The sequence below is a fragment of the Bradyrhizobium sp. T-12 genome (assembly GCF_058314695.1).
This window is the reverse complement of record NZ_CM177756.1, coordinates 5,852,247-5,868,970: the sequence shown is the minus strand read 5'-3', so window position 1 is coordinate 5,868,970 and position 16,724 is coordinate 5,852,247. Positions and strand designations below refer to the sequence as shown.

At 66.0% G+C, this 16,724-nt stretch carries 17 protein-coding genes and 1 riboswitch; of the genes, 3 read left to right on the top strand and 14 right to left on the bottom strand.

Going from position 1 to position 16,724, the window contains the following annotated elements; all coding sequences use genetic code 11:
- Window positions 1-40: 40 nt before the first annotated feature.
- The 6 genes from thiC to AC0WRY_RS27960 form a co-directional block, all read right to left on the bottom strand.
- Window positions 41-1,939 (bottom strand): phosphomethylpyrimidine synthase ThiC, encoded by a 1,899-nt coding sequence (thiC, locus tag AC0WRY_RS27985; RefSeq protein WP_491121867.1) that lies wholly within the window; start codon window positions 1,937-1,939, stop codon window positions 41-43.
- Window positions 1,940-2,121: 182 nt separating this feature from the next.
- Window positions 2,122-2,730, bottom strand: a complete 609-nt coding sequence (locus AC0WRY_RS27980) for a thiamine phosphate synthase (RefSeq protein WP_491121865.1) — start codon at window positions 2,728-2,730, stop codon at window positions 2,122-2,124.
- Window positions 2,717-3,499: a thiazole synthase gene (locus AC0WRY_RS27975; protein ID WP_491121863.1), complete on the bottom strand. Its 783-nt coding sequence runs from the start codon at window positions 3,497-3,499 to the stop codon at window positions 2,717-2,719. Before AC0WRY_RS27975 ends, AC0WRY_RS27980 begins: the two co-directional genes overlap by 14 nt.
- Before the next feature lie 174 nt (window positions 3,500-3,673).
- Entirely contained in the window at window positions 3,674-3,871 is a 198-nt protein-coding gene (gene thiS / locus AC0WRY_RS27970; protein WP_491121861.1) for a sulfur carrier protein ThiS, read from the bottom strand.
- The gene (locus AC0WRY_RS27965) at window positions 3,862-4,884 is read right to left on the bottom strand and encodes an FAD-dependent oxidoreductase (RefSeq protein ID WP_285807669.1); all 1,023 of its coding nucleotides are present in this window, start codon (window positions 4,882-4,884) and stop codon (window positions 3,862-3,864) included. The genes thiS and AC0WRY_RS27965 overlap by 10 nt, the downstream gene beginning before the upstream one ends.
- Window positions 4,872-5,012: riboswitch (TPP riboswitch) on the bottom strand. It overlaps the preceding gene by 13 nt.
- Window positions 5,013-5,211: 199 nt before the next feature.
- Entirely contained in the window at window positions 5,212-5,772 is a 561-nt protein-coding gene (locus tag AC0WRY_RS27960) for a transglycosylase SLT domain-containing protein (protein ID WP_491121859.1), read from the bottom strand.
- A gap of 242 nt (window positions 5,773-6,014) precedes the next feature.
- Here AC0WRY_RS27960 and AC0WRY_RS27955 point away from each other — a divergent pair, with 242 nt between their 5' ends.
- On the top strand, window positions 6,015-6,215 hold the full coding sequence (locus tag AC0WRY_RS27955) for a hypothetical protein (protein WP_194403980.1): 201 nt from the start codon (window positions 6,015-6,017) through the stop codon (window positions 6,213-6,215).
- Between the two features lie 9 nt (window positions 6,216-6,224).
- On the opposite strand, the gene AC0WRY_RS27950 is transcribed toward AC0WRY_RS27955, so the two are convergent.
- On the bottom strand, window positions 6,225-7,550 hold the full coding sequence (locus tag AC0WRY_RS27950; protein WP_491121857.1) for an ATP-binding protein: 1,326 nt from the start codon (window positions 7,548-7,550) through the stop codon (window positions 6,225-6,227).
- 13 nt (window positions 7,551-7,563) lie between these two features.
- Window positions 7,564-8,364, bottom strand: a complete 801-nt coding sequence (locus AC0WRY_RS27945; protein WP_491121855.1) for a response regulator — start codon at window positions 8,362-8,364, stop codon at window positions 7,564-7,566.
- A gap of 180 nt (window positions 8,365-8,544) precedes the next feature.
- Between AC0WRY_RS27945 and AC0WRY_RS27940 the strand changes: the two genes are divergently transcribed.
- The gene (locus AC0WRY_RS27940) at window positions 8,545-9,117 is read left to right on the top strand and encodes a hypothetical protein (protein ID WP_491121853.1); all 573 of its coding nucleotides are present in this window, start codon (window positions 8,545-8,547) and stop codon (window positions 9,115-9,117) included.
- A gap of 227 nt (window positions 9,118-9,344) precedes the next feature.
- Entirely contained in the window at window positions 9,345-9,869 is a 525-nt protein-coding gene (locus AC0WRY_RS27935) for a PRC-barrel domain-containing protein (protein WP_194403976.1), read from the top strand.
- A 111-nt stretch (window positions 9,870-9,980) separates the two neighbouring features.
- Here AC0WRY_RS27935 and AC0WRY_RS27930 read toward each other — a convergent pair whose 3' ends face one another.
- The 6 genes from AC0WRY_RS27930 to AC0WRY_RS27905 form a co-directional block, all read right to left on the bottom strand.
- On the bottom strand, window positions 9,981-10,808 hold the full coding sequence (locus AC0WRY_RS27930) for an ABC transporter permease (RefSeq protein ID WP_491121851.1): 828 nt from the start codon (window positions 10,806-10,808) through the stop codon (window positions 9,981-9,983).
- Window positions 10,805-12,064 carry an ABC transporter permease gene (locus tag AC0WRY_RS27925; protein WP_491121849.1) on the bottom strand — a complete coding sequence of 420 codons (1,260 nt, stop codon included), beginning with the start codon at window positions 12,062-12,064 and terminating at the stop codon, window positions 10,805-10,807. The genes AC0WRY_RS27930 and AC0WRY_RS27925 overlap by 4 nt, the downstream gene beginning before the upstream one ends.
- Window positions 12,065-12,070: 6 nt before the next feature.
- The gene (locus AC0WRY_RS27920; protein ID WP_194403973.1) at window positions 12,071-13,123 is read right to left on the bottom strand and encodes an ABC transporter substrate-binding protein; all 1,053 of its coding nucleotides are present in this window, start codon (window positions 13,121-13,123) and stop codon (window positions 12,071-12,073) included.
- 65 nt (window positions 13,124-13,188) lie between these two features.
- Window positions 13,189-14,298: an ABC transporter ATP-binding protein gene (locus AC0WRY_RS27915; protein ID WP_491121847.1), complete on the bottom strand. Its 1,110-nt coding sequence runs from the start codon at window positions 14,296-14,298 to the stop codon at window positions 13,189-13,191.
- A 120-nt stretch (window positions 14,299-14,418) separates the two neighbouring features.
- Window positions 14,419-15,987 carry a DUF4403 family protein gene (locus AC0WRY_RS27910; protein WP_194403971.1) on the bottom strand — a complete coding sequence of 523 codons (1,569 nt, stop codon included), beginning with the start codon at window positions 15,985-15,987 and terminating at the stop codon, window positions 14,419-14,421.
- Between the two features lie 89 nt (window positions 15,988-16,076).
- A complete protein-coding gene (locus AC0WRY_RS27905; RefSeq protein ID WP_194403970.1) occupies window positions 16,077-16,712 on the bottom strand; it encodes a Vgb family protein in 636 nt (211 codons plus the stop codon).
- Between the last annotated feature and the right edge of the window lie 12 nt (window positions 16,713-16,724).

Below are 16,724 nucleotides of genomic sequence, written 5' to 3'. Positions count from 1 at the left end.
TCTGAATGGAGCAGCTGATTTTGGGCGAGCAGGAGGGCCCTCACAACACCCGATTGCTCTCCTTCACCTTCTCCGCATCCAGATAAACGCTGCTTCCCATCTCCTTGAACTTCGCGCTCATCTTGGCCATGCCGTCTTCGGCGGTGCCGGCCAGCGACATGCCCACGCTGTTCGGATCATTCAGCGTCGCCGCGTAGTCGCGCACGTCCTGCGTGATCTTCATCGAGCAGAACTTTGGGCCGCACATCGAGCAGAAATGGGCGACCTTGTGGGCTTCCTTCGGCAGGGTCTCGTCGTGGAAGTTCTTCGCGGTATCGGGATCGAGGCCGAGGTTGAACTGGTCGCTCCAGCGGAAGTCGAAACGGGCGCGGGAGAGGGCGTCGTCGCGCAGTTGCGCGGCGGGGTGGCCCTTGGCGAGATCGCTGGCGTGGGCGGCGATCTTGTAGGTGATGACGCCGGTCTTGACGTCGTTGCGATCGGGTAGGCCGAGATGCTCCTTCGGCGTGACGTAGCAGAGCATGGCGCAGCCGAACCAGCCGATCATGGCGGCGCCGATGCCTGACGTGATGTGGTCATAGCCCGGCGCGATGTCGGTGGTCAGGGGCCCGAGCGTGTAGAAGGGGGCCTCGCCGCACTCCTTGAGCTGCTTGTCCATGTTGATCTTGATCTTGTGCATCGGCACGTGGCCGGGGCCCTCGATCATGACCTGGCAGCCCTTGTCCCACGCGATCTTGGTGAGCTCGCCGAGGGTTTCGAGCTCGGCAAACTGCGCGCGGTCGTTGGCGTCTGCGATCGAACCCGGACGCAGGCCGTCGCCGAGCGAGAACGAGACGTCATACTTGCGCATGAGGTCGCAGATCTCGTCGAAATGCGTGTAGAGGAAGCTCTCCTTGTGATGCGCCAGGCACCACTTCGCCATGATCGAACCGCCACGGCTGACGATGCCGGTGACGCGGCTGGCGGTGAGGTGGATGTAGGACAGGCGCACGCCGGCGTGGATGGTGAAGTAATCGACGCCCTGCTCGCACTGCTCGATCAGCGTGTCCTTGTAGAGCTCCCAGGTCAGCTTGACGGGATCGCCGTTGCACTTCTCCAGCGCCTGGTAGATCGGAACGGTGCCGATCGGCACCGGCGAGTTGCGCAGGATCCATTCGCGGGTGGTGTGGATGTTACGGCCCGTCGAGAGGTCCATCACGGTGTCGGCGCCCCAGCGGATCGCCCACACCATCTTCTCGACCTCTTCCTCGACCGACGAGGTCACCGCGGAGTTGCCGATATTGGCGTTGATCTTGGTGAGGAAGTTGCGGCCGATAATCATCGGCTCGAGCTCTGAGTGGTTGATGTTCGAGGGAATGATGGCGCGGCCGCGCGCGATCTCGTCGCGCACGAACTCGGGCGTGATGAAGGCGGGGACCGCAGCGCCGAAGCTTTCGCCGTCGGCGAGGGCGGCTTCCGCGCGCTCCAGCTGCTGCTTGCGGCCAAGGTTCTCGCGGGCGGCGACGTAGATCATCTCCTTGGTGATGATGCCGGCGCGGGCGAATTCGAGCTGCGTGATCTTGTGGCCGTCGAGGCCGCGCAGCGGCTTGTGATAGGCCGAGAAGGCGCGCGCAGCCTTGTCGGTGGAGACGCTGCCATTGTCTTCCGGCTTGATCTGGCGGCCCTCATATTCCTCGACGCCGCCGCGCTCCAGCACCCAGGCTTTGCGGTTGCGGGCGAGGCCCGCGTTGACGTCGATCGTGACGGACGGATCGGTGTAGGGGCCCGAGGTGTCGTAGACCGGCAGGTTCGGCTCGCCCGCACCTTCGGACAGGATGATCTCGCGCAGGGGCACGCGCAGCTCGGGCGCCGCGTCCGGGGAGGCGAAGATCTTTCGCGAGGAGGGAAGCGGGCCGGTGGTGACGGCGGGGATGGTTTTTTCGGGGTTGGAGCGGATGTTCATGGGATCCTCCGGTTAATTCGTTGATGTCGCTGCGCGAGGAGCGATTACAGCTGTCATCCCCGCGAAGGCGGGGATCCAGTACTCCGAGGCGGCGCGGCTGGAGCCGTGAAGCCGCGGTGTACTGGATCGCCCGGTCAAGCCGGGCGATGACAGTGGCGTGTGGGATGAGAGCGGGACCTGCATCACGCCGCCTCCTTCGAACCGCCGAGCCATTGTCGCACGCGGGCGTCCGGGTCGGGATTCTGCGTGACGTCGCTGACCACCGCGATCGAATCCGCGCCCGCGGCAAAGATCTCCGCAGCGTGCTCGAACTTGATGCCGCCGATGGCGACCAGCGGGATGGTGCCGATGCGCTTCTTCCATTCGGTGATCTTCGGAATGCCTTGCGGCTCGAAGCGCATCGATTTGAGCGTGGTGAAGAAGATCGGGCCGAGCGCGACGTAATCGGGCTTGGCAGCGAGCGCGGTTTCAAGCTCGGCATCGTCATGGGTTGAGATGCCGAGTGACAGGCCGGCCTCGCGGATCGCCTTGAGGTCGGCCTCTGCGAGATCCTCCTGGCCGAGATGCAGATATTTTGCGTCGGCGACGATCGCGGCGCGCCAATAATCGTTCACGACCAGCTTGGCTTGCGTGCCTTTCGTGATCGCCAGCGCGTCGGTGACCATCTGCAAGGCCTGCCCGTCATCGAGCTCCTTGGCGCGTAACTGAATGGTGCCGACGCCGAGTTTTGCGAGGCGCTCGACCCACGCAAGGCTGTCGACGACGGGATAGAAGCGATCAGGATACGGCATGCCAGAACGGGGTCCCAACGACAGGGGTGGAAGGGGAGGCGAAGTCGCGGGCGTTCATCAGCCCGGCCTCGTAAGCGGTGCGGCCGGCCTCGATACCCAAGCGGAAGGCTTTGGCCATCGCGACGGGATCGGCGGCCTTTGCGATCGCGGTGTTGAGCAGCACGGCATCATAGCCGAGCTCCAGTGCCTGCGCGGCGTGGCTGGGCGCGCCCAGGCCGGCGTCGACCACCAGGGTGACGTCGGGCAGCCGGTCGCGCATCAGCTTCAGCGCATCGCGATTGGTGATGCCCTTGGCGCTGCCGATCGGCGCGGCCCACGGCATCACCACCTTGCAGCCGGCATCGACCAGGCGGTTGGCCACCGAGAGATCTTCGGTGCAATAGGGGAATACTTCAAAGCCATCCTTGACCAGGATGGTGGCGGCTTCGACCAGGCCAACGACGTCGGGCTGCAGCGTGTCGTTGTCGGCGATCACTTCGAGCTTGATCCAGCTCGTGCCGAACAATTCGCGCGCGAGTTTTGCGGTGGTCACCGCCTCGCGCACCGTGCGGCAGCCCGCGGTGTTCGGCAGCACCGTGACGTCGAGCTCGCGGATCAGGTTCCAGAACGCGTCGCCGGTCTTGCCGCCGGCGGATTCACGCCGCAGCGACACCGTGACGATGTTCGAGCCGGAGGCGCGGATCGCGCTCTGCATGATCGCCGGCGAGGGATAGAGCGCGCTGCCGATGAGCAGGCGCGAGGCGAAGGTTTTGCCGTAGAAGGTCACCATGTCGAAGGTGTCTCCTTGAATGACGGTGTCAGCGCAAACGTAGCTGTCGTCCCCGCGAAAGCGGGGATCCAGTATGCCGCGGCAGTACGGCGGGAAACGTGAGGCCGCGGCGTACTGGATCGCCCGGTCAAGCCGGGCGATGACAGTGGAGTGTGGAGTGAGAGCATCATCACCTCACCCTCCCTGCCGCGGCGTGATGATCTCGATCTCGTCGCCGGCCTTCAGTGCGGTCTCGGCCCAGCGGCTTTTCGGCACGACGTCGTAGTTCAGCGCGATCGCGAAGTGGCTGCCTTCGTAGTCGAGCTCGGCGAGCAGCGCGTCGACGCTGGCCGCGGTCACGTCGCGCTGCTCACCGTTGACGATCAGACGCATTGCATCACCTCGTTGTCGATCTGGCCACGCTCGACATAGTTGAGCGTCAGCTCGGCGAGCGCGGGGGCGATCAGGAAGCCGTGGCGGTAAAGGCCGTTGACGGTGATCCTGCGGCCGCGAATGCCGATGCGCGGCAGATTGTCGGGAAAAGCGGGACGAAGCCCCGAGCCGAACTCGACGATGCGGGCTTCGCCGAAGGCCGGATGCACCGCATAGGCGGCGCCGAGCAGCTCGAGCGCGGAGCGGACGCTGACGCCGGTGTCCTCGGCCTCGATCGAGGTCGCGCCCAGCATGAACAGATTGTTCTCGCGCGGGATCACGTAGAGCGGCCAGCGCGGATGCATCAGCCGCACCGGGCGCGCGAGCTGCACCTCGGCGGTCTCGATCAGGATCATCTCGCCCTTGACGCCGCGCAGCTCCGGCTGCTCGTCGCGGGCGCCGAGGCCGCGGCAGTCGATCACGATGCCGTCAGGGTCTTTTGCGAGATCGTCGACGGTGACGTCGCTTTCGAACTTGATGGTGCCGCCGGCGGCGCGGATGCGCTCGTGCAGCTGCGGCAGCACGCGGCGCGGCTCGACATGGCCCTCGGCCGGGAAGAACAGCGCGTCGCGGAAGCGGCCCTCCAGCGACGGCTCGAGCGCGGCGAGGCCGGCGGCGTCGAGCCGGCGGTGATCCTCGGTCATGCGGGCAAAGCGCTCGAAATCGTTGCGCTCGCGTGGATGGGCGACGACGAGCGAGCCGTTGAACGGCGTGTCGGGCAGCTCGCGCCGCCAGACGTCGAGCGAGCGCAGGCCGAGCCGGCTGATGATGGGTTCGGCGACCTCCGCCTCGCAATAGGGCGCGAGCATGCCGCCGGCCCAATGGCTGGTGGCGTCCGTCATCGCCTCGTCACCGCGCTCGTGCAAGGTCACGGCATGGCCGGCCTGCGCGAACAGCAGGGCTTGCCAGGCGCCCGCAATGCCTGCGCCGATGATGGATACCGGTGAATCCGGTCGCTTGGTCGTTTGCAACATCCCTGTCCCTTCGCCGGCATGACCCGGATCAGGTTCAAAGGGTCACCGCGGTCCTGGCAGGCCGGTTGATCGGCATTGCCCGTTTAGCGGTATCTCAGCTCCTCCTCGGAGCACCCCTCGGAACAGGTCTAATGTAGGACAGTGGGGCGGGGTGGTCAACGCGTGTTGGCCGGGAACCGCAGCGCTCGTGCCCCGGACGCGATGCAGTGCGCCGCCTCTTGGCGGCGTGATGCGTCGCTGAGCCGGGGCCCATGTGGCGGAGGAAGGGCTGGGTCCCAGCTCTGCGCAGCAGCGTTGCACGCTGCGGCGTGTCCGGGACACGGGGAGTTACCGCGAGGCCTGCGCCCGCGCGTTGCGCACGCGCTGGACCAGCTTGCGGTGCGGCACATTGCCGAACATCGGCTGCGGATTGCCGTTCGGCTCCAGCCAAGGTTGACCCATACCCCCTTGGCCCATGGTCTCGCCCATGTTGGCGACCTGCACGGCCTCCTGACGCTGGCGCTTTGCGGCGTAGTAATAGCCGCCGGCGAAATAGCGCACGGCGCGGGCGTGGTCGCCATTGGCGGCGCGATAGGCGCCGGCGAGGTATTTCACGGCATAGGTGAGGTTGGTGTTGGGATCGCGCAGGCCCGCAGCATCGCCGGTGTAGCCGACGCCGCGCGCGGTCGCGAGCTTGATCTGCATCAGCCCGATGGTGCCGCCACGGCCGACGAGGTGGGGCTGATAACGGCTCTCGCGCATGATCACGCGATGCACCAGCGCTTCCGGCACGCCGTTGGCGCGGGCATGGGCCGCGACCATCTCGGCATATTCGGCTTCACCGGCGAAGGCCGCCTGCGGCAATGTCAGTCCGGCCACGAGCAGCACGGCAATGCGTAAAATCTTCATAAGATATCCCTGAGGCCCTCTCGGTGACCTGCGCCCGGCTGCCGATAGGCCTCCCGAACGCGGCGATGATGTGACCAAACGCCGCCGCTGACGATTTTGCGGCGCAGAGCCGCTGTTACGACTCAATGCCGGGCTAAGGGTTCCTTCAGGGCGGACGACCCCCACTCGCGGCAGCAAGGCTGTCTAGTCGCGCAAGCGCGCGAAAGCGAGTAGGAAGCGGCTAGCAAATCGGGAGAGGTGCCATGACAAAAGCAGTCCTCAGCGACACCCCCAGGCAAAACCCCTGTGCCCAGTGCGGCACGCCGATCCCGCGGCCCGACTGGATCGAGCCGGGCGAGGGGCGCGTCTCCTATCTCTGGACCTGCCACGCCTGCAACTATCGCTTCGAGGCGGTGGCGATCTTCGAGGAGGCGGCCGTCGAGCACCCGCCGCTCGCGGCGTAACGGGCGATCCTAAGCCGCGGCCAGGCGCGGCTGTAGCCACAGCGGCAATTGCATCCGCACGATCAGTCCGTGCGGTTCGCGGTCGTGCAGCGACAACTCGCCGCCATGGGCGAGCGCGATGGCGCGCGCGATCGACAGGCCGAGCCCGAAGCCGGTGGACTCGTCCATGGTGCGCGCATCGTCGCCGCGCACGAACGGCTCCAGCATCTCCTGCTTGCGCGCGTCCGAAATGCCGGGGCCGTCGTCCTCGACGTCGATCACGAGCCTGCTGCCGGAGACGTCGAGGCGGATCGTCACCTCGGCGCCGAAGCGCACCGCGTTCTCGACGAGGTTGGCGACGCCGCGATGCAGATCGTCGGGCCGCGCGGCGGCGGTCGCGGAGGCCGGCCCGTCGTAATGCACGACATGGCCCATGTCGCCGAACTGGTCGGCGACGAGCTGCAGCGTGCTGGCGATATCGACCAGCGTCACGGCCTCGACCTTGCGGTCGTTGCGCAGCAGCGACAGTACGCTCTCCAGCATCGCGCGCATCTGGTCGAGGTCGATCAGCATGCGCTTGCGATTGGTCTCGTCCTCGATGAACTCGGCACGCAGGCGCAGCCGGGTGATCGGCGTGCGCAGATCGTGGCTGATCGCGGCCAGCATCCGGGTGCGGTCCGACATCAGGCGGGCGATCCGCTCGTGCATGCGGTTGAGCGCGCGCGCCACCGAGCGGATCTCTTCCGGGCCGCGCTCGGGCAGCGGCTCCGCCCCACCGTCCAGGCTGAAATTCTCGGCGGCCTTGGCGAAGGACGACAGGGGAGCTGCCAGCGCCCGCGCCGCCCACAGGCCGAGCACGGTGACGCAGATGAAGGCGCTCATCAGCGCTATCAGCCAGGGTGCGCCCCAGAACCATGGCCGCGGCCCGCCGTCGACATGCCCTGATATCAGGGTGCCGTCGGGCAACTCGACGCCGATGCGGGATTGGCTGCCGCCCGAGGCCAGCTGGACCGGCTTGTAGCCGCGCCCGAGATGACGGCGCATTGCGCGCAGGTGCTGATTGTCGCTCTCCTCGACGCTTGCGGTGCCCGGGGCGAGCACTTCGATGCCGAGCTTGGGGAAGGCGCGCGCGAGATCGGCGACGAGGCGCGGTCGTTCGCCGGGCTCGGCAGAGCCGAGCAGCAGCGCGGCATCGGTCAATTGGTGCGCGCCGTCCGGCGGCGTGTCGGGGCGATCCGGCCGGCTGATCAGGAAGGCGGTGGTGACGACGAGATGCAGCGCGAGGGTCGACGCCAGCACCAGCGCGGCGATCTGCCCGCCGATCCCCTTGAGGTGGAAGAACCCGAACGGCTTCATCGTCGGCGTCCCCTTAACTGCTCAGGGGCGCCGCAACCGCTTCAATGCCTGCTGCCTGGGGGCTTGCCGCGGGAAGGCTTGTCGCTTGAGGATTTGCGACCTGGGTTCGCGGCGTGAACAGATAGCCGCCGGAGCGCACCGTCTTGATGAGCGTGGGATCGGCCGGGTTGGGCTCGATCTTGCGGCGGATGCGGCTGACCAGCACGTCGATGGAGCGCTCGAACGAGCCGGTGTTGCGCCCTTGCGTGAGGTCGAGCAGGCTGTCGCGCGACAGCACGCGGCCGGGCCGTTCGCAGAACGTGCGCAACAGATCGAATTCGGCGCTGGTCACCGCGACGCGCGCGCCCTCCGGATTGCGCAATTCGCGCAGCCGCAGATCGATGTGCCAGCCCTCGAAGGTGAGCGTGGAGGCGCCCTCGATCGAGCTTGCCGCCTGCGCCGCGGCCTGGCGGCGCAGCACCGCGTTGATGCGGGCAAGCAGCTCGCGCGGGTTGAAGGGTTTTGGCAGATAATCGTCCGCGCCCATCTCCAGGCCGACGATGCGGTCGACGTCCTCGCCGCGCGCGGTCAGCATGATGATCGGCGTCTGCCCCTCGGCACGCACCTTGCGGCACAGGCTGAGACCGTCCTCGCCCGGCAGCATGACGTCGAGAATGATCAGGTCGATGCGGTGATCGGCCATGGCGCGCGACATCTCGCGGCCGTCGCTCACGGCGGTGACGTTGCAGGCGTTGTTGCGCAGGTACTTCGCAATCAACGTCCGGGTTTCGCGGTCGTCCTCGACGACCAGGATGTTGGGATTGGGAATGGCCATGCGCTTTGTTTGTCCAAGATTCGGGCCAAATGGCGAAGATTTTTGTTTCGGATTGTTTCTGTCCGGCGTCCCGCAACAGGCGGCAATCGTGTGCTCGCGGAGCAGCAAGGTCTCGTTAAGGCCGTTAACCATACCGTGGCGTGGACAGCAGCGAAACCCCGCAAAACCCACGGAGCCATCATGACCTCGATTTCGGCGGCCTCCGCCGGCAACATTCAGTCCCCGCTGCAGCGGCTGCAGCAGGAATTGCAATCGGAAGTGTCCGCCGGCACGGTCTCGTCGGCGGATCAGTCCGCGCTCTCGACGGCGCTGACCGACATCGACACGGCACTCCAGCAGAGCCGGTCGAGCGATGGGTCGAGCGGCACGCGCCCCTCCAAGGCGGACATGCAGTCGAAGATCGACGACCTCATTTCGAACGAGGTGTCGAACGGGACGCTGACCTCGGACCAGGCCGAAGCGCTCAAGGGCGTGTTTCAGTCCGCCTTCGCGAGCGGTCCCGGCGGGGCGGGCGGCCCCGGTGGCGCAGGCGGGCCGCCGCCCGGTCCGCCGCCCGACGACAGCTCCTCGGATTCCTCGTCGTCCACGGACACGACCAGCAGCAGCTCCAGCGACCAGACCATTGCCGAGATCCTGCAGCAATTCCTCCAGGCGCTGCAGCAATCGCAATCGTCGACATCGTCCTACGGCGCCAACGGCGGCTCATCCGGCGGCTCCGGCTTCTCCGCGCTTCTGATCGACTACAAGAGCTGACCCCGAGCGACGCGGGTCGGCGCGGCTCCTCGCCGCGATCGTGCTTCACCCAGGGCGCATGATCGTCGGCGGGGAACCGTGCGTCGCAAAATGTTACTGAGTGACGCAGGAACACCCTTGTGGAGTTCTTGCACTCGCATCGCGCGACGAAATTGCCGCGCGCACGGAACTGCGCGTGATCAGCGCTGTTTTCTCCACACGAGTTTTTCGTTGAAGGAGATGACAACATGATGAAGACGATCGTCGCCGGCCTTGCCGGCACTGCACTGCTCACGACCGTTGCGTTCGCGCAGTCGCCGACCGCCACCACCGACAAGGCGGCGCCTGCGGCAACCACCGCCACGACGACCACCACGACCGCATCGGGACAGTGGCGTACGTCCAAGATGGATGGGTTGAAGGTCTACAACGAGGCCAACGAGAACATCGGCACGATCAACGACCTGCTGATGGACAAGAGCGGCGACATCAAGATTGCCGTGATCGGCGTCGGCGGCTTCCTCGGCATGGGCGAGCATCTGGTCGCCGTGCCCTACGAGAAGCTGAAGTTCGTCAACGAGGCCGTCGCCTACACCGGCACCGGCGCGAAGCCCGCCGCGACCACGACCACGGGCGCTGCGACCGGCACCGCCGACACCAAGCCCGCTGCGACCACGACGTCGTCCACCTCGAAATGGTATCCGGATCACGCCGTGTTCAATGCCAGCAAGGACGAGCTGAAGAACATGCCGGAGTTCAAGTATTCGGAGTAATGGGCTTCTAGCCATCTGAACGAAGCGCGCCCGGTTTTCACCGGGCGCGCTGTCGTGTCGTTTCTCTTACCTCGTCCCGCTTGCGGGGAGAGGACGAAGGAAGGAGTCCTTTCAACCACCACGCTTGAGCCGTTCGTTGCGACGGCGCAAGGCTTCCATGGTGGCGAGGAGGATGACCGAGACCGTGGTCAGAATCACCGCCGCTGCCGTGATGGTCGGGCTGATGTTCTCGCGGATGCCGCTGAACATCTCGCGCGGCAGGGTGCGCTGCTCGGGGCCGGCCATGAACAGCACGATCACCACCTCGTCGAAGCTGGTCGCAAAGGCGAACAGCGCGCCCGATGCGAGGCCCGGCAGGATCAGCGGCAGGATCACGCGGCGGAACGCTTGAAGCGGCGAGGCGCCGAGCGAGGCGGCGGCGCGCGCCAGATTGGTGTCGAAGCTTTGCAGCGTCGCGCCGACCGTGATCACCACGAACGGCGTTGCCATCGCGGTGTGGGCCAGGATCAGGCCGAGATAGCTGCCGGTGAGGCCAATCGGCGCGAAGAAGAAATACAGGCCAACGGCGGTGATGACGCCGGGCACGACGACCGGCGACAGCACGAAAGCCAGAACCAGCGGTTTGAACCGGCTCTTCCACTGCGCCAGCCCCAGCGCTGCCAGCGTGCCGAGCACCATGGACAGCACGGTGGAGGCGACGCCGATGATCACGCTGTTCTTCAGCGAATTCATCCAGCGCGGCGAATTGATGAAATCGTCGTACCAGCGCAAGGACAGGCCGGGCAGCGGATAGGTGAGGTACGAGCTCGAACTGAAGGACAGCGGCATGATCGCAAGGATCGGCGCGATCAGGAAGGTGAACACCAGCGTGGAGACCACGAGAGTCGTTGTCCACGCGATGCGCTGGCTGGGCGTGCGCAGGGAGGCATTGTCGCTCAATTCTTCATGCCTCCCGTGACCTGCTGGCCCTGCACCAGCTTGCCATAGACCAGCGCCAAGAGAATGGTGGCGAGCAGCAGCACCGCACCGAGTGCCGAAGCAAGGCCCCAATTGGCGGTCTCGGTGGTGTAGAGGGCGATGAAGTAGCTGATCATCTGATCGGCAGCGCCGCCGACGAGGGCTGGCGTGATGTAATAGCCGAGCGCCAGGATGAAGACGAGCAGGCTTCCTGCACTGACGCCGGGCAGGGTCTGCGGCAGGTAGATGCGCAGGAAGGCGGTGAGCGGCGGTGCGCCGAGCGAGGCGGCCGCCCGCATGTAAGCGGGCGAGATCGCCTTCATGCTGCTGTACAGCGGCAGGATCATGAACGGCAGCAGCACGTGGGTCATGGCCACGCAGACGCCGAAGCGATTGTAGATCAGGCGCAACGGCTCGTCGATGATGCCGAGCCAGTGCAGGCTGTCGTTGACGACGCCCTTGCTCTGCAGCAGCACGATCCAGGCGCAGGTGCGGACCAGAAGCGAGGTCCAGAACGGCAACAGGACGAAGATCATCAGGAGGTTCGACCTGCCCGGCGGCAGCGTCGCCAGGAGGTAGGCGACGGGGAAGCCGAGGATGAGGCAGAGCGCGGTGACGCTGAGACTGATGACGAAGGTGCGCGCGAACAGGCTGCGGTAGATGGCCTGGTCCGGCGGGGCCGCGACGATCGCGCCGTCCACGTTTCGCGTCAGGTCGAGCGCGGCCAGAAGGTAGAAGCCCGTGATGGGGCCGCCGGCGTCCTTGATCGTCGTCCACGTCGCGCGTTCGTGCCAGGCCGGATTGATCTTGCCTAGAGTCTCCTTGGCCGTGCCGGGTTCGGGCGCGGTCTTGAGATTGCGGGAGGTGCTGGTCAGGATCGTGCGAAAACCGTTCAGCGCGTAGTTCAGCCGCTTGGCCGCGATGGCGATGGTGCCGGAGGCGCGCGCCGCCTGGACGTCGCTCGCCAGGGCCGCGTAGGCCTTCTCGTCCGGCAACTCCTTGCCGTCCCACTCGGCGAGAGCAGCTATGGTTTGAGGCAGAACCTGGCGCACCTCGCGGTCATCGACCGCGCGCCACAGCATGCCGGCGATGGGCCCGGCGAAGGTGAAGAGCAGGAAGACGAGAAGCGGCGCGACCAGCGCCAATGCCTTGACCTGACGTGCCCGCTCTGCACGCCTCAATCGGCGCTTGAGCGGAACTTCGGTCGATGCATCGGCACTGGTCGCGGACGCTGTCATGGGTGGCTACTTCGCTGCCCATTTGTTGAAGCGCTCGGTCAGGCGGTCGATGTTCTCGAGCCAGAACGCAACGTTGATCTCGACCGCGTTCTTGATGTTGTCGGGTGCGGTCGGCAGGTCCTTCAGGACGGCGGGCGCGAGCTTGCCGGCCGCGTCCTTGTTCGAGGTGCCGTAGGCGATCTGCTCCGACAGTTTCGACTGGTTCTCCGCCTTGCCGGCGAAGTCCAGGAACTTGTAGGCCGCCTCCTTGTTCGGGCTGCCCTTCAGGACGACCCAGCTGTCGAGGGTGAAGAGCGCGCCGTCCCACACCATGCCGAAATTCTTCTTCTCGTTCTTGTTCGCGGTGTCGATGCGGCCGTTGTAGACCGAGGTCATCACCACCTCGCCGGACGCGAGCAGTTGCGGCGGCTGGGCGCCGGCCTTCCACCAGACGATGTCGCCCTTGATGGTGTCGAGCTTCATGAACGCGCGATCGACACCGTCGTCGGTCGCCAGCACCTGGTAGACGTCCTTCGGCGGGACGCCGTCGGCCATCAGCGCGATCTCCAGCGTCGTCTTCGGGCCCTGGCGCAAAGCGCGCTTGCCCGGGATCTTCTTTGTGTCGAAGAAGTCGGCCCAGCCCTTCGGGGCTTCCTTCAGCTTGTCCTTGTCGTAGCCGAGCACGAAGTCATAGAGGATGGCGCCGACGCCGCACGGGTTGACCGACGGCGGAATGTAGGCAGCCTCTCCGCCGATCTTGGTATAGTCCATCTTCTCGAACAGGCCTTCCTCGCAGCCGACCGCCAATTCGTCGCTCTCGACCTGGACGACGTCCCAGGTGGCGGCGCCGCCCTGCACCTTGGCGCGCAACACACCGACGCCGCCGTCCCAGGACTCGTCGTTCATGGCAATCCCGGTCGCCTTCTTGAACGGCTCGAAATAGACCTTCTTCTGGGCATCCTGATAGGCGCCGCCCCACGACACGACGGTGAGGTCACGCGCCTCTGCAACCGTCATCAGCGCAGCGCTGGCAACGAACGCCGCGGCGAAACCCAGAGCAATCGTCTTGCGCTTCATCATGGTCCTGGTTCCTTCTTCATGCGAGTTGCGTTGAGGTTGAGTATGTCAGGTCCGCTTGTGTTGGGTCAGACCGGATCGAGCGCCAGACAGTCCTCGGGGCGGAAGCTGACGAATACGCTTTCACCATGTCTCAGGCCGTCATGTGCGCCCGACTGAAGCTTGACCATGAACTCGCCGTTGCCGGCGACGTCGAGCACGGCCAGCGCGTGATCGCCGAGATAGATGGTGTTCTGCACCCTCGCCGGCAGGCGGTTCGGTCCGTCGCAGGACGCGCCGTCCGGGACAATGGCGATCCGCTCCGGCCGGACCGACAGCGAGGTGGACGCGCCCGCGCCCTGGATGTTGACCGCCCGCGCGGTCACCGCGCCGCCACCGGCCAGCGCGACGCGGCAATAGTCCTTCTCGACCGTCTCGACGGTGCCTGAAAGCACATTGTTCTCGCCGATGAAATGGGCCACGAAGCTGTTCACCGGATGCTCGTAAAGCGCGTCGGGCTTGTCGATCTGCTGCACGATGCCGTCGTTGAACACGGCGATGCGGTCCGACATGGTGAGCGCTTCGCTCTGATCGTGGGTGACGTAGACGATCGTGATGCCCATCTTCTCGTGCAGCTGCTTGATCTCCAGCTGCATCTGTTCGCGCAGGCGCTTGTCGAGCGCGCCGAGCGGCTCGTCCATCAGCACGAGCTGCGGGTTGAAAACCAGCGCGCGCGCCAGCGCCACGCGCTGCTGCTGCCCGCCGGACAGCTGTCCGGGCCGCCGCTGCGCCATGGCTTCCATCTTGATCATGCGCAATGCCGATTTGACGCGCTCCTGCGCTTCCGCCTTGCTCGTCTTGCGAACGGATAGCGGGAAGGCGATATTCTCGGCGATCGTCAGGTGCGGAAACAAGGCGTAATTCTGGAACACCATGCCGATGTCGCGCTTGTGCGGCGGCATGTTCTTGATCGGCCGCTCGCCGAGATAGATCTCGCCATGGGTCGGAACCTCGAAGCCGGCCAGCATCATCAGCGTGGTCGTCTTGCCCGAGCCCGACGGGCCGAGCAGGGTGATGAACTCGCCCTTCCTGATGTCGAGATCGAGGTTCTTCACCACGAGGTGCTCGCCATCATAGGTCTTCTGAATGCCGGAAAAGCGCACCAATGCCGGCGCGGGCGTCACCATGCCGGCTTCCATGTTGTCCTCGGCTTGCCGCTACAATGCTGTCAGCACCTCGTTCGAGGTTGCAAGGGGCAGCTTAGCATCCTCGGATGAGAATGCCAGCGGTGCGAGGGATGAAGAGGCGTGGGAGCCGCGCTACATCCCCGACAGCTTGCTCACATACACATTCAGCGAGCCGCCGGCTTCCGCGACCACGCGCAACGTTTTGGAATCGAAGGCGATGTCGGCCAGCGTCAGGCTGTCGATCTTGGCGTCGACCTTGAGGCCGTCCTCGCTCTTCTGGTAATCGGCGATGGCGGCGGCGATCTTCTCGCGGGCGTTGGCGGCGATCGGCTTCAGGTCGAGCGTTGCCCTCTGCAGCAGTGCCTGCTGCATCTGCGGCACGACGGCGCGCGCCGCGGCGCCGAGCAGGCCGAACGCCGCCTCGGATTCCACCGCGAGCTGGATGTCGGTGAGCCGCAGCGTCTGTTGCGCCTGGTCGAGCACCGGCCGGCCCCAGATGTGCACGGTCGCCTCGGCGCCGAGGCCGAGCCAGCTCTTCTTCTCCTTGGCGCGCACCAAGAGCGAGATCAGCAGCCGGTCGCCGGACGGGATCACGTTGGCGCTCTTCACGGTGACGTCGACCGGCCCGGAGCCGTCCTCGGGATAGGTGCGGCCGACCATCTGCGCGGTGATCAGCTTGTTGATCTCGGTGAAGGGCACGTCGATGGGAACGCCGATGTTCACGCCGGTGCCGCTCGGCGGCACGATCGAGATCTTGTCGGGGAACGGACAGTCCGGCTTGGTCGGCGTCGAGGTGACGCGCGTCTCCGCTTCCAGGCCCATCAGCAGCGTCACCGCCTGCGCGTCGACGCGCGGCTGCGCGGCGATGGCGCGGATCGGCTTCATCTCCAGCCAGAGCGGCGGAAGCGCGGCCGAGGAGCCCGAGCCCTGCAGCGGGATCGAGCGGCACGCCTTGGCCCATTGCAGCTTCGCATTCTCGCGCAGGCTCGGATCGTTGCGGATGCGCTCGGAGACGATGTTGATCTGCTCGCCGACATTCTTGTCGATCAGCGGCTTGACCTGCGCCGGCACGTTGACCTTGGCGCCGGCGACGTTGACGTTGGTGTCGCCGAGATTGACCTGGGCGCCGAGATTGGGCTCGAGATGCCAGTTGGCCGCGAGCTTCGGGCGCGAGGTGATGACCACGTTGCCCTTGATCTCGGCGCTGGCGTTCAAATTCTTGATGTTGACGGCGCCGATCCGCTTCGCGGCGTCACCGCCGAGCACGCTGCCGAGCGCGTCACCGAGCGCGCCCGTGGCCTTCGCCGACAGCGAGCCCGTCACGTTCAGCTTGCCGGAGAGCGGCGTCGAGATCGTCAGCACGTCCTTGTCGCCCGCCGCTGCCATCGGCCCGCGCACGGCGGTCCAGCCGATGTCGGCGTTCTCCAGGATCTGCGAGACGGGGTTGTCGGCCTTGCCTGCGAAATTGCGCGGCGCGGCTTTCTCGGCCTGCTCGCGGATCGCCGCGATCGCGATCGCGACCGGCGCGATCACGATCGAGCTCTTCGCGACCGGTGGCAGCGGTGGCAATTGTGCGACCGGCGGCGCCGAATTCGTCGCGCGCGGCGCAAGCCAGTCCATCGCCTTCAAGCTGATGAAGAACGACGCCGCGAGCACTGCGACGGCGATCGTGATGGTCTTCAAGTTCAACGTTAGTCGCATCTATCCCCCAGGCCGCCCCGACGGGATTTTACAGGGCGAGCGAGGAGGGCGCTAGAGCGCACCGATGGGGTGGAATTGCGGCGAATGGGTTAACGGCGGGGCCGGCGGACTGCTCTCACATTGCCGCGAGGACCGCCACCGCAGAAGAAGCGGTCGCCGCCGTCCGACTCCAGGCCCGAGACCATGGTGCCCGCGGGCAGGTCGAGTTGCTCCAGCACCTTGCCCGTCTCAGGGTCGATCCGCCTGATGTCGCTGTCCTCGCCCTCCCATGTGCCGTGCCAGAGCTCGCCGTCGACCCAGGTCACCCCGGTCACGAAGCGCTTGCTCTCGATGGTGCGAAGAACCTTGCCGGTTTCCGGATCGACCTGATGGATCTTGCGCTCGCGGTATTGCCCGACCCAGAGCGAGCCCTCGGCCCAGGCGAGGCCGGAATCGCCGCCGCCGCCTGGCGCCGGGATCGTGCCGAGCACCTTGCCCGAGGCCGCATCGATCTTCTGGATGCGATCCTCGGCGATCTGGAACAGGTGCCTTCCGTCGAATGCCGTTCCAGCATGCGCGGCGACGTCGATGGAGCGCGCGACCTTGCCGCTCTCAGGATCGACCGCATTCAATCTGTCGCCGGATGCGAACCAGACATGGCTGCCGTCATAGCTGACGCCATGCACGGCCTCGACGCCCTCGAACGGCCCATACTCCCTGACGATCTCGGCGGCTGAACGCTTCATGTGCTCGCTCCC

Excerpts from the sequence above, each read along its gene's own strand:
- AC0WRY_RS27905 (WP_194403970.1), bottom strand. The coding sequence starts at position 16,712 with ATGAAGCGTTCAGCCGCCGAGATCGTCAGGGAGTATGGGCCGTTCGAG.
- AC0WRY_RS27965 (WP_285807669.1), bottom strand. The coding sequence starts at position 4,884 with ATGTTGCAAACGACCAAGCGACCGGATTCACCGGTATCCATCATCGGC.
- AC0WRY_RS27920 (WP_194403973.1), bottom strand. The coding sequence starts at position 13,123 with ATGATGAAGCGCAAGACGATTGCTCTGGGTTTCGCCGCGGCGTTCGTT.
- AC0WRY_RS27955 (WP_194403980.1), top strand. The coding sequence starts at position 6,015 with ATGACAAAAGCAGTCCTCAGCGACACCCCCAGGCAAAACCCCTGTGCC.
- AC0WRY_RS27915 (WP_491121847.1), bottom strand. The coding sequence starts at position 14,298 with ATGGAAGCCGGCATGGTGACGCCCGCGCCGGCATTGGTGCGCTTTTCC.
- AC0WRY_RS27980 (WP_491121865.1), bottom strand. The coding sequence starts at position 2,730 with ATGCCGTATCCTGATCGCTTCTATCCCGTCGTCGACAGCCTTGCGTGG.
- thiS (WP_491121861.1), bottom strand. The coding sequence starts at position 3,871 with ATGCGTCTGATCGTCAACGGTGAGCAGCGCGACGTGACCGCGGCCAGC.
- AC0WRY_RS27975 (WP_491121863.1), bottom strand. The coding sequence starts at position 3,499 with ATGGTGACCTTCTACGGCAAAACCTTCGCCTCGCGCCTGCTCATCGGC.
- AC0WRY_RS27940 (WP_491121853.1), top strand. The coding sequence starts at position 8,545 with ATGACCTCGATTTCGGCGGCCTCCGCCGGCAACATTCAGTCCCCGCTG.
- thiC (WP_491121867.1), bottom strand. The coding sequence starts at position 1,939 with ATGAACATCCGCTCCAACCCCGAAAAAACCATCCCCGCCGTCACCACC.
- AC0WRY_RS27925 (WP_491121849.1), bottom strand. The coding sequence starts at position 12,064 with ATGACAGCGTCCGCGACCAGTGCCGATGCATCGACCGAAGTTCCGCTC.
- AC0WRY_RS27910 (WP_194403971.1), bottom strand. The coding sequence starts at position 15,987 with ATGCGACTAACGTTGAACTTGAAGACCATCACGATCGCCGTCGCAGTG.
- AC0WRY_RS27960 (WP_491121859.1), bottom strand. The coding sequence starts at position 5,772 with ATGAAGATTTTACGCATTGCCGTGCTGCTCGTGGCCGGACTGACATTG.
- AC0WRY_RS27945 (WP_491121855.1), bottom strand. The coding sequence starts at position 8,364 with ATGGCCATTCCCAATCCCAACATCCTGGTCGTCGAGGACGACCGCGAA.
- AC0WRY_RS27950 (WP_491121857.1), bottom strand. The coding sequence starts at position 7,550 with ATGAAGCCGTTCGGGTTCTTCCACCTCAAGGGGATCGGCGGGCAGATC.
- AC0WRY_RS27935 (WP_194403976.1), top strand. The coding sequence starts at position 9,345 with ATGATGAAGACGATCGTCGCCGGCCTTGCCGGCACTGCACTGCTCACG.